12 protein-coding genes are annotated in these 14,116 nt (G+C 68.2%); 9 read left to right on the top strand and 3 right to left on the bottom strand.

Translation table 11 applies throughout. The annotated features are described in order from the left end of the window. Nucleotides 1-11 precede the first annotated feature (11 nt). From AC1DJH_RS30845 to AC1DJH_RS30855, 3 genes are all read left to right on the top strand, one after another. Nucleotides 12-1,019 (top strand): response regulator transcription factor, encoded by a 1,008-nt coding sequence (locus tag AC1DJH_RS30845; RefSeq protein ID WP_435485213.1) that lies wholly within the window; start codon nucleotides 12-14, stop codon nucleotides 1,017-1,019. A gap of 132 nt (nucleotides 1,020-1,151) precedes the next feature. Further along, nucleotides 1,152-1,829 (top strand): hypothetical protein, encoded by a 678-nt coding sequence (locus tag AC1DJH_RS30850; protein ID WP_478188318.1) that lies wholly within the window; start codon nucleotides 1,152-1,154, stop codon nucleotides 1,827-1,829. Nucleotides 1,830-1,983: 154 nt separating this feature from the next. After that, nucleotides 1,984-3,210: a threonine synthase gene (locus AC1DJH_RS30855; protein WP_478188319.1), complete on the top strand. Its 1,227-nt coding sequence runs from the start codon at nucleotides 1,984-1,986 to the stop codon at nucleotides 3,208-3,210. Nucleotides 3,211-3,215: 5 nt separating this feature from the next. Here the strand turns inward: AC1DJH_RS30855 and AC1DJH_RS30860 are convergent, their stop codons facing one another. Then, on the bottom strand, nucleotides 3,216-3,842 hold the full coding sequence (locus tag AC1DJH_RS30860; protein WP_472125312.1) for a helix-turn-helix transcriptional regulator: 627 nt from the start codon (nucleotides 3,840-3,842) through the stop codon (nucleotides 3,216-3,218). 111 nt (nucleotides 3,843-3,953) lie between these two features. On the opposite strand from AC1DJH_RS30860, the gene AC1DJH_RS30865 reads away from it, so the two are divergent. Further along, nucleotides 3,954-5,111: a threonine synthase gene (locus tag AC1DJH_RS30865; RefSeq protein ID WP_478188320.1), complete on the top strand. Its 1,158-nt coding sequence runs from the start codon at nucleotides 3,954-3,956 to the stop codon at nucleotides 5,109-5,111. Nucleotides 5,112-5,117: 6 nt separating this feature from the next. On the opposite strand, the gene AC1DJH_RS30870 is transcribed toward AC1DJH_RS30865, so the two are convergent. Both AC1DJH_RS30870 and AC1DJH_RS30875 read right to left on the bottom strand, forming a co-directional pair. Next, nucleotides 5,118-6,110, bottom strand: a complete 993-nt coding sequence (locus tag AC1DJH_RS30870; RefSeq protein WP_478188321.1) for an ornithine cyclodeaminase family protein — start codon at nucleotides 6,108-6,110, stop codon at nucleotides 5,118-5,120. A gap of 70 nt (nucleotides 6,111-6,180) precedes the next feature. After that, nucleotides 6,181-6,489, bottom strand: a complete 309-nt coding sequence (locus tag AC1DJH_RS30875) for a hypothetical protein (protein ID WP_435485219.1) — start codon at nucleotides 6,487-6,489, stop codon at nucleotides 6,181-6,183. Nucleotides 6,490-6,658: 169 nt separating this feature from the next. On the opposite strand from AC1DJH_RS30875, the gene secA reads away from it, so the two are divergent. The 5 genes from secA (at nucleotide 6,659) to AC1DJH_RS30900 (ending at nucleotide 14,104) form a co-directional block, all read left to right on the top strand. Beyond that, nucleotides 6,659-9,445 carry a preprotein translocase subunit SecA gene (secA, locus tag AC1DJH_RS30880; protein WP_478188322.1) on the top strand — a complete coding sequence of 929 codons (2,787 nt, stop codon included), beginning with the start codon at nucleotides 6,659-6,661 and terminating at the stop codon, nucleotides 9,443-9,445. A 27-nt stretch (nucleotides 9,446-9,472) separates the two neighbouring features. Further along, nucleotides 9,473-10,702, top strand: coding sequence for a bifunctional glutamate N-acetyltransferase/amino-acid acetyltransferase ArgJ (gene argJ / locus AC1DJH_RS30885; protein ID WP_478188323.1), 1,230 nt, complete (start codon nucleotides 9,473-9,475; stop codon nucleotides 10,700-10,702). An 82-nt stretch (nucleotides 10,703-10,784) separates the two neighbouring features. Continuing rightward, nucleotides 10,785-11,672, top strand: a complete 888-nt coding sequence (locus AC1DJH_RS30890; RefSeq protein ID WP_472125323.1) for an ATP-binding protein — start codon at nucleotides 10,785-10,787, stop codon at nucleotides 11,670-11,672. Further along, entirely contained in the window at nucleotides 11,669-12,127 is a 459-nt protein-coding gene (locus AC1DJH_RS30895; protein WP_478188324.1) for an NUDIX domain-containing protein, read from the top strand. The genes AC1DJH_RS30890 and AC1DJH_RS30895 overlap by 4 nt, the downstream gene beginning before the upstream one ends. 3 nt (nucleotides 12,128-12,130) lie before the next feature. Beyond that, nucleotides 12,131-14,104 carry an acyltransferase family protein gene (locus AC1DJH_RS30900; protein ID WP_478188325.1) on the top strand — a complete coding sequence of 658 codons (1,974 nt, stop codon included), beginning with the start codon at nucleotides 12,131-12,133 and terminating at the stop codon, nucleotides 14,102-14,104. Nucleotides 14,105-14,116: the final 12 nt, after the last annotated feature.

A 14,116-nucleotide genomic window follows, 5' to 3' on the forward strand; every position in this document is an offset into this window, starting at 1 on the left:
CGCCACCCCCCATGGACACCTCGCCCCTCGCCCGGACATTGCGCGAGCAGCAGGGCGCCAACAGCGACCTGGTGCTGATCGTCGACGACGTGCCCGACAACCTCGCGGTGCTGCACGACGCGCTGGACGAATCGGGCTACACCGTGCTCATTGCCACCAACGGCGAGCAGGCGCTGCAGCGCGCCGCGCAGGCGCGGCCCGACATCGTGCTGCTCGACGCGATGATGCCGGGCATCGACGGCTTCGAGGTGGCGCGCCGGCTCAAGGCCGACGCGGCCACGGCGCACATTCCCATCGTGTTCATGACCGGCCTGACCGAAACCGAGCACCTCGTGGCGGCGCTGGAGGCGGGCGGTGTGGACTACGTCACCAAGCCCATCAAGCCCAAGGAAGTGCTGGCGCGCATGAACGTGCACCTGCAGGGCGCGCGCCGCGCGCGGCAGGACGCGCGGCAGGCCGGCCAGGCGCGCAACGCGCTGGACGCCTTCGGCTACGCGAGCATCACCGTGCGCCTGCCCGAGGGGCGGCTGATCTGGCAGACGGCGCTGGCGCGCGACCTGCTGCAGCGCTACTGCGAAACGCGCGCCCCCGAGACCCCGCCCGCGGTGCTCGAATGGCTGCGCCGCCACACCCCCGATGCGCGGCAGCGCGGCATCGAGCCGCCGGCGCTGTCGATCGCGCAGGGTGCGGGCAGCCTCACGCTGCGGCTGCACCAGCAGACCAGCAGCGACGACGACGGCGACGAGTGGATGATCATCATGCGCGAGGTGTCCGACACCGGCGTGATCGAGGCGATGAGCCTGAGCCTGAAGCTCACCGCGCGCGAGGCCGAGGTGCTGTACTGGGTGGTCAAGGGCAAGACCAACAAGGACATCGGCGAGATCCTGGGCAGCAGTCCGGCCACGGCCAAGAAACACCTGGAGCGGGTGTACGTGAAGCTGGGCGTGGAAACGCGCACGGCCGCGGCCGGCGTGGCCATCAAGCGCATCCGCGAGCTGCAGCCGCAGTTCGAGATCTGACGCTGGTGGTCCCTTGCGGCGCGTCATGGCGCCGACTTTCCGCGTCCCTAGAATGGGTCGAGGGCCTCCGGGATGCGCGCGATGAAGAACAACAGCAGCCAAAGAACGACGACCCGGCCGTCATGCGGCCGGATGCTTGCGTCTTGCTGCCTGCTTCTGGGCCTGGGCATCGGTACCGGCGCGCGAGCCTCGGGGCATTTCGACGTGGACGACGCCAGCATGCTCGACGCGGGCCAGTGCCAGTACGAAACCTGGTGGGGCCGCACGGGCGTGGAGCCCGTCACGGGGTTTCACTTCGGGCCCGCATGCCGGGTCGGCGCGGTCGAGCTGGGCCTGAACTTCGACCGCGCCTCGGTGGACGGCCTTCATTCGGTCAGCGGCGGGCCGCAGCTCAAGTGGAATTTCTACGGCCAGGCGCCCGACGCGTCGCTGAGCGCGGCGGTGTCGATGGGCGCGGTGTTCGACCTGAAGCGCGGCGGCCGCGCGGGCGGACAGTTCGTCGTGCCGGTGACCTGGCGGCCGCTCGACAGCCTGCAGGTCCATGCCAATGTCGGCGCCGACTGGGCCACCGGCACCGGTGTGCGCACCTCGCGCGTGGGCGCGGCCGTGGAGTGGGCGCTGAACGACACCGTCTCGCTCATCGCCGAGCGCAATCGCGCGTCGAACGCGTGGACCTCGCGCATCGGCGGGCGCTTCAGCCTGACGCCGCTGATCAGCGTGGACGTGAGCACGTCGCGCACCCGGCTCCAGGGCATGCAGGGCACGCGCGGCTTCGTCATCGGGCTGAACCACGAGTTCACGTGGAAGTGATCGCGGCTGCGACCACGTGAACTTGCAGGCTGCCAAAGCCACGCATTCGGCAATGCGCAACTGCAAGTTTGTGATCGGGCGGCCCGCCAGGACTGCCTGATTTATTCGCTGGTGCATAAAATTTGGCTCCGCCTCCATTGCACTGACCGCCGTGATGACATCGCCCGTTCTGGACTTCAAGTTCGCCGTCCCTCCCCCGGATGTCTACACGCACCCTTCGGGAAACACCCTGGGGTTGGTGCGGGACCGAACGCCCAAGCCGCTGCGCAACCCGCACCTGCGCGGGCTGCAGTGCTTGCGCTGCGATGCGCTCTACCCGGTCACGCTGACGCACGACGGCTGTCCGGCCTGCCGGCACGCCGGCTTTCACGTGGCCTTGCGCGCCAGCTACCTGCCCGACGGCGGCGAGGCGGTGCCGCTGCCCTACAGCGCTGGCCTTACGCTGGGCGAAGGCCGCACGCCGCTGCAGGACATGCCCGAACTGGCGCGGCAGTTCGGCGTGGCGCGGCTGGCGTTGAAGGACGAGTCGTGCAACCCGACCGGCTCGCACAAGGACCGGATGACCGCCGTGGGCGTGGCGCAGGCGCTGGACTTCGACGCCCACACGCTGGTGCTGGCCTCCTCGGGCAACGCGGCGGTGTCGGCGGCGCACTATGCCTGGGCCGCGGGCCTGGGCTGCGAGGTGGCCACCTACGAAGGCATGCCGGCCACCTATGCGCGCCAGCTTGATGCACTGGGCGCGCGGCGCTACGAGTTTGCCCACAACGCGGCCCGCTGGGCCTTCGTGCGCGAACGTGCGCAGCACCCCGGCTACTTCGCGCTGACCAACTACCGCCTGCCAGCGCTGGGCAGCGCGCCGCTGGCCATCGAAGGCTACAAGCCCATCGCGCTGGAATGCCTGGCGGACGGCGGCTTGCCGGACCACATCGTGATTCCCACCGGGCGCGGCGACCTGGCCTGGGGCATCTACGCGGGCTTTCGCGACCTGCTGGCCGCGGGGCGCATTGCGCGCCTGCCCAGGCTCTGGCTGGTGGAGCCGTTCCCGCGCCTGTCGCGCGTGCTGGCAGGGGGGGCCGTCAATGGCAGCTACCCGGGGCACACCGCGCAGCTTTCCACCGCGGGCGCCACCGTCACCTACCTGCAGTGGCAGGCGGCCACCGCGACGGGCGGCGGTGCCGTCGTCGTGAACGACGACCAGGCCCGCGAGGCGCGCAGCCTGCTCACGGCGGCCGGCGTCAGCGCCGAGCTGTGCGCGGCCGGCGGCCTGGCCGCACTGCGGCAGCTGCGCGAGAGCAACGACGTCGCGCCCGATGCGCACGTGTTGCTGATGCTGACCGCCAACGCGGCCAGCGATCCGAGTTGGCCCGACCGCCCCGCCTGACTCGGCTACTTCGCGTCGCTGTACACGGTGGCGCGCGACACGCCCATGTGCGCCGCGGCAATCTCCGCGCCCCGGCGCACTTCGAGCAGGCCCGCCTTCTTCAGCTCCTGCACCAGCTGCTTGCGGTCGGCCGGCTTTAGCGAGCGCGAGGTCGTGGCGCGCGCGGCCGCGAACTCGTCGATGCGCGCATGGATGCGCTCCGAATGGGCGCCGCCCGTGTCCAGGTGCTCGTGCACGTCCTTGTCGTCGATGCGCGTGAACTGCGCAATCGCGCCCTGGAAGCTCTGGAACAGCGTGAGGTCGACGTTCAGGCACAGCGCGGCCACGTACTCGCCGCTCTCGTCCTTGATGCCGATGGAGGTGCTCTTGACCTTGCGCCCGTCGGGAAAGGTGTTGGCGTAGTTCGCAATCACCGCCGGAAATTCCGGGTCGCGGATGCGCGCCAGGCCCAGCTCGGTGACCGACTGGCCGACCTCGCGCCCGCTCAGGCTGTTCTCGATGGCGTAGATCGCGTTCTTCGGGTTGCCGAGGTCGTGCACTACCACCTCGCAGAAGGGTGCAAAGGTTTCGCCCAGGCCCTGGGCCAGGTGGCGCAGCGTTTCCAGAACGTGCTTGTTCGACGGCTTTTTCATGTCGCCCAATGTATCCAGCTCTGTACGAAGCATCCAGAATATACGAAAAGTCTAGTGTTGGATGTATTATCCAGTCCTTCCAAATCGTCCGGATTTCTCCAGGAGCCGCGAATGACCCAGAAAGAACGCGCCCGCTATGTCGATCCCCGCACCGGCAGGCACCATGAACTGTCCGAACGCCGCTGGCGCTCGGACGACGGCAACCCCATGCTGGTCACGCCGCTGCCCGGCATCGGGCGCGACGACATCGATTCGCGCACCCGCTCGCTGTGGCGCTACCGCGCGGCGCTGCCCGTGGTCATCGAGCGGCCTGCGAGCATGGGCGAAGGCTGCACGCCGCTGGTGCAGAAGCGCTGGGGCGCGCTCGAGCCGTACTTCAAGCTCGAGTGGTTCAACCCGACCTGCAGCTTCAAGGATCGCGGCGCGGCCGTGATGATGTCGTTCCTGCGCCAGATCGGTGTCGACGCGGTGCTGGAAGACAGCTCGGGCAACGGCGGCGCGGCCATCGCCGCAGCCGGCGCGGCGGCGGGCATGCGGGTGAAGGTGCTCGCGCCGAGCTACACACCCGCGCCGAAGGTGGCGCAGATCAGGGCCTTCGGCGCGCAGGTGCAGCTGGTGCCGGGGCCTCGCGAGGAGTCGGAATACGAGGCGGTGCGCCAGTCGGCGTCGATCTTCTATGCGAGCCACAACTGGCACCCGTTCTTTCTGCAGGGCACGAAGACGCTGGCCTACGAGCTGTGGGAAGACCTGGGCTTCGTCGCGCCCGACAACGTGGTGATCCCGACCGGCGCGGGCAGCAATGTGCTCGGCTGCTGGATCGGCTTCAAGGAGCTGCTGGCGGCGGGGCAGATCAGCAAGCTGCCGCGCATCTTCGTGGCGCAGCCGTTGAACTGCTCTCCTGTCGATGCGAGCTTCACGGCCGGCGTCGACACGCTGGTGGAGCGCCTCGTGCAGCCCACGATCGCCGAAGGCACGGCGATCAAGCGCCCCGTGCGGCTGCGCGAAATACTGCAGGCGCTGCGCGAAACGAACGGCAAGACGGTGGCGCTGACCGAGGCACAGATTGCAGCGGCGGTGCGCCAGCTGGCGGCGAGCGGTCTCTATGCGGAGCCGACGTCGGCCTCCGCCGCGGCGGCCATCGACGTGCTGGCGCAGCGCGGCGACATCCGGGCCGGCGAGACCACGGTCGCGCTGCTGACCGGCACGGGACTGAAGTCGACGCAGTTCATGACGGAGCTGTTCGGCGGCACGGCCGCCGGCGCCGCCTGACAACCGCTACCAGGGCCACGCGATGCGCGTGCCGGTGCCGGTTTCCGTCGCGCGCACGTGGAGCCGGCGCGCGACCGTGAGGTCCTGCAGCGCGAGGCCGGTCATGTCGAAGACGGTGATGTCGCCCGGCGCGCGCACGAAGGGCGTCTTGCCGCTCAGCAGGTCGCCGAGCTCGGTGCTCTGCGTGCCGGGCGCCCATTGGGTTTCGCCGATCTGCAGTGCCTGCGTGCGGTCGTCGACCACCAGGCGCACGCTCGACAACGACAGCAGGCCCTCGGGCAGTTCGCGCTTGCCCTTCGTGTCGGCGCCCACGCAATTCAGGTGCGTGCCGGGTTGCACGGCGTCGAGGTCGAACAGCGCGCCACCGCCCGGCGTGGCGGTGATCACGATGTCGCTGTGCGCGACGGCGCTGTTGCGCTCGGTCGCGGGGGCGATGTTGCAGCGGTCGGCAAATTGCGCCTCGAACGCGGTGTTGCGCCGGCCGTCCACGCCCACATAAAGAACCTCGCGCAGCGAGGGCATCAGGCGCAGCGCGAAGTCGAGCTGGATGCGCGCCTGCACGCCGGTGCCGAACAGGCACAGCCGCGTGCTGTCGGGCCGTGCGAGCTGTTGCAGGCCCAGACCGCCGGCCGCGCCCGTGCGAACCGTGGTCACCGTGTTGCCATCGATGACGCACAGCGGCCGGCCGGTGGCGGGGTCGATCAGCAGGATCGTTGCCTGGTGCGGCTCGCCGCCACGCCCGCGGTTGGCGGGCCAGAAGCCTGCCGCCTTGAAGCCGAGCAGGCCCTGGGCTTGCACGTCGCCGGACTTGATGCCGAACACGCCGCCCGTGGCGAGCGGCTCGCGCACCACCGGGAAGACGCGGCCTTCGCGCTCGCTTTGCAGCACGAAGGCCTCGCGCACGGCCTGGAGCACGTCGTCGGGGGAGAGGAGGGCGTCGACCTGGTGTTTGTCGAGCAGCAGGAGCCGCGCGTCCGCGGGGGCATGGGAAAGTGTCATTTGGAAATATTATCTACTTCCAGACAAAAAATCAAAAATAAGACGCCACAATCGCATCGGCGCCTGGTGTTCAGCGCCCGGTGTGCACCTTGATCCGGATCGTCGCCACGTCCCAGCCCCGGTTCTTCAGCCGGGTCACCAGCATCGGCGACAGCTGGCGCAGCTTGGCGGCCGCGGCGCTGCCCTTGACCAGCAGGCACCAGACGTCGCCTTCTGCCGGACCGGGCTGGATGGCCGCGCGCATGGCCGGCGGGATCAGCCCTTCCACGGCTTTCAGCCGCTCGGCGGTGTCGCGGGCGCGCGCCATCAGGCTGCCCAGGGTGGGCGAACCTTCCGCTGCCTGCTGCAGCGAGATGGGAGGGGGCGTGCGGCGATACATGGGTAATCCAGGGGTTAGAAACAAGACAGCTAAAATGCCCGGTTTGCCGACGTTCGCGCCGGAAAAAGGGCCGCTTGCTTTCACGGAAAGCGCGCCCAACTGCTTTCACCATATCTTAGGGAATCCGGTCGAAGTGCCTGTCGTCTCAGGTGCCCGTCCATCTCCACCCATGGCAACCAACTTCCTGACCCAGATTTTCGGCAGTCGCAACGATCGGCTCCTCAAGCAGTATCGCAAGACGGTGGAACGCATCAATGCGCTCGAACCCGAGTTCGAGAAGCTCACAGACGACGGGCTGCGTGCCAAGACGCAGGAGTTCAAGGACCGCGTCGCCAAGGGCGAAAGCCTCGACGCCCTGCTGCCCGAAGCCTTCGCCGTCGTGCGCGAGGGCTCCAAGCGCATCATGAAGATGCGGCACTTCGACGTGCAGTTGCTCGGCGGCATGGCGCTGCACAACGGCAAGATCTCCGAAATGCGCACCGGCGAAGGCAAGACGCTGACCGCCACGCTGCCGGTGTACCTGAATGCGCTGTCCGGCCAGGGCGTGCACGTGGTCACGGTGAACGACTACCTGGCCAACCGCGACGCGACCTGGATGGGCCGCCTGTACAACTTCCTGGGTCTTTCGGTGGGCATCAACCTGCCGCAGATGCCGCGCGAGGAAAAGCAGGCCGCCTACGCCAGCGACATCACGTACGGCACCAACAACGAGTACGGCTTCGACTACCTGCGCGACAACATGGTCTACGAGCCCGGCGACCGGGTCCAGCGCGTGCTGAACTACGCCATCGTCGACGAGGTGGACTCGATCCTGATCGACGAAGCCCGCACCCCGCTGATCATCAGCGGCCAGGCCGAAGACCACACCGACCTGTACCTGGCCATCAACAAGGTGGTGCCGCTGCTGACCAAGCAGGAAGGCGAAGCCGACCCGCGCACCGGCGAAGGCGTCACGGTGCCCGGCGACTTCACGGTCGACGAGAAGACGCACCAGGTGTTCCTGACCGAAGACGGCCACGAGAACGCCGAACGCATCCTGGGCGAGTTCAAGCTGCTGCCCGAGGGCGCCTCGCTCTACGACCCGGCCAACATCACGCTGATGCATCACCTGAATGCGGCATTGCGTGCGCGCCACCTGTACCACCGCGACCAGCACTACGTGGTGCAGGACGGCGAAGTCACCATCGTCGACGAGTTCACCGGCCGACTGATGACAGGCCGCCGCTGGAGCGACGGCCTGCACCAGGCCGTGGAAGCCAAGGAAGGCGTGGAGATCCAGGCCGAGAACCAGACGATGGCCTCGATCACCTTCCAGAACTACTTCCGCCTGTACGGCAAGCTCGCCGGCATGACCGGCACGGCAGACACCGAGGCCTACGAGTTCCAGGAAATCTATGGTCTGGAGACCATGATCATTCCGCCGAACCGCGTCAGCAAGCGCGACGACCAGCTCGACCGCGTCTACAAGACGACGCGCGAGAAGTACGAGGCCGCCATCCAGGACATTCGCGAGTGCTACGAGCGCGGCCAGCCGGTGCTGGTGGGCACTTCGTCCATCGAGAACTCCGAAATCATCGACGCGCTGCTCACCAAGGCGGGCCTGCCGCACCAGGTGCTGAACGCCAAGCAGCACGCCCGCGAAGCCGACATCGTGGCGCAGGCCGGCCGCACGAAGATGATCACCATCGCGACCAACATGGCCGGGCGCGGCACCGACATCGTGCTGGGCGGCAACATCGAGAAGATGATCGAGGCGGTCGAGAACGACGAAGGCCGCGACGAGGCCGCCAAGGAAGCCGACATTGCGCACATCCGCGCCGAGTGGGTCAAGGACCACGAGTTCGTGAAGTCGCTGGGCGGCCTGCGCATCATCGCGACCGAACGCCACGAGTCGCGCCGCATCGACAACCAGCTGCGCGGGCGTTCGGGCCGCCAGGGCGACCCGGGCTCGTCGCGCTTCTACCTGAGCCTGGACGATCCGCTGATGCGCATCTTCGCGGGCGACCGCGTGAAGGCGATCATGGACCGCCTGAAGATGCCCGACGGCGAAGCCATCGAAGCGGGCATCGTCACGCGCAGCATCGAGAGCGCGCAGCGCAAGGTCGAGGCGCGCAACTTCGACATCCGCAAGCAGCTGCTCGAGTACGACGACGTGTCGAACGACCAGCGAAAGGTGATCTACCAGCAGCGCAACGACATCCTCGACGCGCGCGATCTCACGGCGCAGATCGCGGCGCTGCGCGAAGGCTGCTTCACCGACCTCGTGCGCCAGTACGTGCCGCGCGAATCCGTGGAAGAGCAGTGGGACCTGGCCGGCCTGGAGAAGAGCCTCGCCAACGAGTGGGGCCTGGACATGCCGCTCAAGAAGGAAGTGGAAGCCGCGGACGCCATCGCCGACGAAGACATCGTCGAGAAGGTGCTGGCGCACGCCAACGAGACCTTCGACGCCAAGCTGGCGCTGATCGGCCAGGAAAACTTCACCCAGTTCGAACGCATGGTGCTGCTGCAGAGCATCGACACCCACTGGCGCGAACACCTGGCCTCGCTCGACTACCTGCGCCAGGGCATCCACCTGCGCGGCTATGCGCAGAAGCAGCCCAAGCAGGAATACAAGCGCGAAGCCTTCGAGCTCTTCGGCCAGTTGCTCGACTCGGTGAAGAACGAAGTCACGCGCCAGCTGATGACGGTGCGCGTGCAGTCGGGCGAACAGCTCGAGGAAGCCGCCGAAGCGCTCGAAAGCCGCGCCGAGAACGTCGCCAACATCACCTACACCGCGCCCACCGAGACCGGCGAGGTCGAGGTGCGTGTCGACGAGGAAAGCCAGCGCCGCCTCTCGGCCGCCGGTGCGGGCGCAATCAGCGCCGAAGCTGCGGCCTTCGGCCGCGTCGGTCGCAACGACCCGTGCCCCTGCGGCAGTGGCAAGAAATTCAAGCAGTGCCACGGCAAGCTCTCCTGACCCCGTAACTTCCGAAGAGAACCCTTCATGCCTGTGAACCTGTCCGCCCCTGATCCCGCCGCCTTGTTCGCGGTGCCCGGCGTCCGCATCGGCGTGGCCGAAGCGGGCGTGCGCAAGGCCAACCGCAAGGACCTGACGGTCGTGCTGATCGACGAAGGCTCGGCGGTCGGCGGGGTGTTCACCCAGAACCGCTTCTGCGCCGCGCCGGTGCAGGTCTGCCGCGCCCACCTGGCCGCCAGCTACGGCATTCGCGCGATGGTGATCAACACCGGCAACGCCAACGCCGGCACGGGCGAAGACGGGCTGATGCGTACGCGCTCCACCTGCATCGCGCTGGCGCGCCACCTGGACATCGCGCCCGAGCAGATCCTGCCGTTCTCGACCGGCGTGATCATGGAGCCGCTGCCGGTCGATCGCATCGAAGCCGGCCTGCCGGCCGCGCTGGCCGACGCATCGGAAAATCATTGGGCCCGTGCCGCCGAAGGCATCATGACCACCGACACGATCCCCAAGGCGTTCAGCCAGCAGGTGCAGGTCGGCGGCGCGACGGTCACCATCACCGGCATCAGCAAGGGCGCCGGCATGATCCGCCCGAACATGGCGACCATGCTGGGCTTCATGGCCACCGACGCGAAGATCGACCCGTCGCTGATCCAGCCGCTGGCCACGCTGCTGGCCGACGCCTCGTTCAACCGCGTGACCATCGACGGCGACACCTCGACCAACGACTCGTTCGTGGTCATTGCCACGCAGAAGGCGGCGCACGCCCCCATCACCTCGCTCGACTCGGCCGACGGCAAGGCGCTCGTTGCCGCCATGCAGAACGTGGCCCGCCAACTGGCGCAGGCCATCGTGCGCGACGGCGAAGGCGCGACCAAGTTCATCACCATCCAGGTCGAAGGTGGGCGCGACGCGGGCGAATGCAGGCAAGTGGCGTACGCCGTGGCGCATTCGCCGCTGGTGAAGACCGCCTTCTTTGCCAGCGACCCGAACCTGGGCCGCATCCTGGCGGCGGTCGGCTATGCGGGCATCGCCGACCTCGACCAGACCGGCATCGACCTGTTCCTGGACGATGTGCACGTGGCCGTGAAGGGCGGGCGCCACCCGTCGTACCGCGAGGAAGACGGCCAGCGCGTGATGAAGCAGAGCGAGATCACGGTGCGCATCGGCCTGGGCCGCGGCAACGCCAGCGAAACCGTGTGGACCTGCGACCTGAGCCACGAGTACGTGACCATCAACGCCGACTACAGATCATGATGACCCCCACGCTGCGCACTTCGTGTGGTCGCTGCCCCCCGGGGGGGCGTTCAACGCGCTTCGGGCGGTCGGGCGGGCGTCGATGAACGAGCAATTCCAGAGGCTGATCGAGCGCGCAGAGCAGCTCATTACCCGCATCGAATCGGTCCTGCCCCAGCCGCTGTCGGCGCCGGCCGACTGGAACGCCTCCATCGCCTGGCGCTACCGCCGCCGCAACTCCGGCCATGGCGTGCTGGAGCCGGTGCGCCACGTGGCCGCGATGTCGCTCGATTCACTCAAGGAAATCGACGTCCAGAAGGAAAAGATCGCGCGCAACACGCAGCAGTTCGTCGAAGGCAAGCCGGCCAACAACGTGCTGCTGACGGGCGCGCGCGGCACGGGCAAGTCGTCGCTCATTCGCGCCTGCCTGCAGACCTATGCGCCGCAGGGCCTGCGCCTGATCGAGGTGGACAAGGCCGAGCTGGTCGACCTGCCCGACATCGTCGAGGTGGTCTCGCAGCGGCCCGAGAAGTTCATCGTGTTCAGCGACGACCTGAGCTTCGACGAGGGCGAGCCGGGCTACAAGGCGCTGAAGTCGATCCTGGACGGCTCGATTGCCGCTTCGACGCCCAATGTGCTGATCTACGCGACCAGCAACCGGCGCCACCTGCTGCCCGAGTACATGAAGGACAACCTGTCGTACACCCACACCGACGATGGCGAAGTCCATCCCGGCGAGGTGATCGAGGAAAAGATCTCGCTGTCGGAGCGCTTCGGCCTCTGGGTGAGCTTCTATCCCTTCAGCCAGAAAGAGTACCTGGCGATCGTGGCCCAGTGGCTGTCTTCGTTCGACGTCACGCCGGCCGCCATCGAGGCGGCGCGGGCCGAGGCGCTGGTGTGGGCGCTGGAGCGCGGTTCGCGCAGCGGCCGCGTGGCCTACCAGTTCGCGCGCGACTACGCCGGCCGTGCCGCCGGGCGGAGCGCCGCGTGAGCCAGGCCGCCCCAGCCTCGCGCAAGCACACTGAAGTCGCAGTCGGCGTGCTGATCCGCCTGGACGACGACGCGCTGCTGCTCTCGACCCGTCCCGAAGGCAAGGCCTACGCGGGCTTCTGGGAGTTTCCCGGCGGGAAGATCGAGACGGGTGAAACGGTCGAGCAGGCACTGCGGCGCGAGCTGCAGGAAGAGCTCGGCATCACCATCGAGGGCGCCGAGGTCTGGAAGGTCACCGAGCACGACTACCCGCATGCGCTGGTGCGCCTGCACTGGTGCAAGGTGACGGCGTGGAGCGGCGACTTCGAGATGCGCGAAGGCCAGCAGATGGCCTGGCAGCAGTTGCCGCTGGCGGTGAGCCCGGTGTTGCCCGGCGCATTCCCCGTGCTGCAGTGGCTGTGCGAGGAGCGCGGCCTGCCGTTCGTGGCGCCGCCGGTGGTTGCGCCGACCGACTGATTGATGCATCCCAAGTACCGTCCGGACATCGACGGCCTGCGCGCGCTCGCGGTGGGCTCGGTGGTGCTGTATCACGCCTTTCCGACGGCGTTGATGGGCGGTTTCATCGGGGTGGACATCTTCTTCGTGATCTCGGGCTTCCTGATCACGACCATCATTCTCCAAAGCCTCGCGGCGGGCGATTTCAGCTACCGCGACTTCTACGCACGGCGCATCCGGCGGATCTTTCCGGCGCTGATCGTGGTGCTGCTGGCCACGCTGGCCGCCGGCTGGTACCTGCTGCTGTCCGACGAGTTCGCGGAGCTGGGCAAGCAGACCGTGGGCGGCTCGGCCTTCGTTGCCAACCTGGTGTTCTGGAGCGAGTCGGGCTACTTCGACACGGCCGCCGAGACCAAGCCGCTGCTGCACCTGTGGTCGCTGGGCATCGAGGAACAGTTCTACATCTTCTGGCCGCTGCTGCTGGGGCTCGCGTGGCGCAAGCGCTGGCCGATCGTGCGCGTGGTGCTGGCCGTGGCGGCGGTGTCGCTGGTGATCAACGTGGCCACGGTGCATCCGCTGCCGGCGGCGTCGTTCTATTCGCCGGCTTCGCGCTTCTGGGAGCTGATGGTGGGCGGCATCCTGGCCTGCATGCGGCTGAAACCGCCGGCCCCGAACGCATGGCGCAGCCATGCGCAGTCGGTGCTGGGCGTGGGGCTGATCGTGCTGGGGCTGGTGATGATCCGCAGCAACAAGGCGTTCCCTGGCTGGTGGGCGTTGCTGCCCACGCTGGGCGCGGTGAGCTGCATTGCCGCCGGCCCCGCGGGCGTGCTGAACAAGTACCTGCTGTCCAACCGGGTGATGGTGTGGATCGGGCTCATCAGCTACCCGCTGTACCTGTGGCACTGGCCGCTGCTGGCGTTCGTGCGCATCGTGGAGGCCGACCCGCTGCATCCGTCGCCGGTCTACCGCGCGGGCGCGATGGTGGCGAGCGTGCTGCTCGCCTGGGCCACCTACCGCTTCGTGGAGCGCTTCGCGCGAAACCGTCCCGGCACCGGCACGCTCAAGCTGCTGGGCGGCGGCATGGTGCTGGTGGCCGTGGCAGGCGCCGCGATCTTCTTCGGCCTGCCCGAGCCGCGCAACAACAGCGCCCGGCTGCAGGTCGTGGCCAATGCCACGCTGGACGCCGACTATTACCACGGCTTCAAGCTCGACCAGATCGGCGAGCAGCTGATCTACAAGGTCGGGGGCGGGCCGAAGCGGGTGCTGCTCCTGGGTGACAGCCACATCCAGCAGTACGCGCCCCGCGTGATGGAACTGGCGCGCACGCTGGCCATGCCCGCGGACACGTCGGCCTGGTTCGCCACCCAGGGCGCATGTCCGGCCGTACCGGGTGTGCATGCGGACAAGAACATCGGCTGCGCCGAGCGGCGCGACGCCATGCTGGCCTACGCGCTGGGGCCGCAGGTCGATTCGGTGGTGATCGGCGGCTGCTGGAACTGCTACTTCGTGGGGCAGGGTGCCTTGGCTTACTACTTCCGCGACGCCGACAACAAGGTCCATCCGTTCCAGGGCGGCGACGGCATCGAGCGCGCCCTGGCTTCGATGGAGTTCACGCTGCGCGAGCTGGCACGGCACAAGAAGGTCTACCTGCTGCTCGACAACCCGGGCGGTCCCGAGTTCGAGCCCAAGCGCCTGATCGAGGGCAGCCGTCTCACGCACATGGAAGCCACGCGCTCGACGCCGACCGCGCCGCTGCCGGCCGACCAGAAGCAGCTCAACGACCGGTTGCGCGCGATTGCGCTGGCCGCCGGCGCCGAACCCATCGATGCGATGGCGGTGCTGTGCAAGGACGACCAGTGCCTGCGCACGCTGCCCGACGGCGCGCCCGCGTACAAGGACGCCGACCACCTGCGCCCGCGCTATACGCGGGAAGAGGCCAGCTACTTCGACCGGACGGTGCGCGCAGCGCCTGTCGCCGCGCCACAGCCGGCGCGCTGATCGCGCCTTCGC

The sequence above is a fragment of the Variovorax sp. 10N412 genome (genome assembly GCF_056394985.1).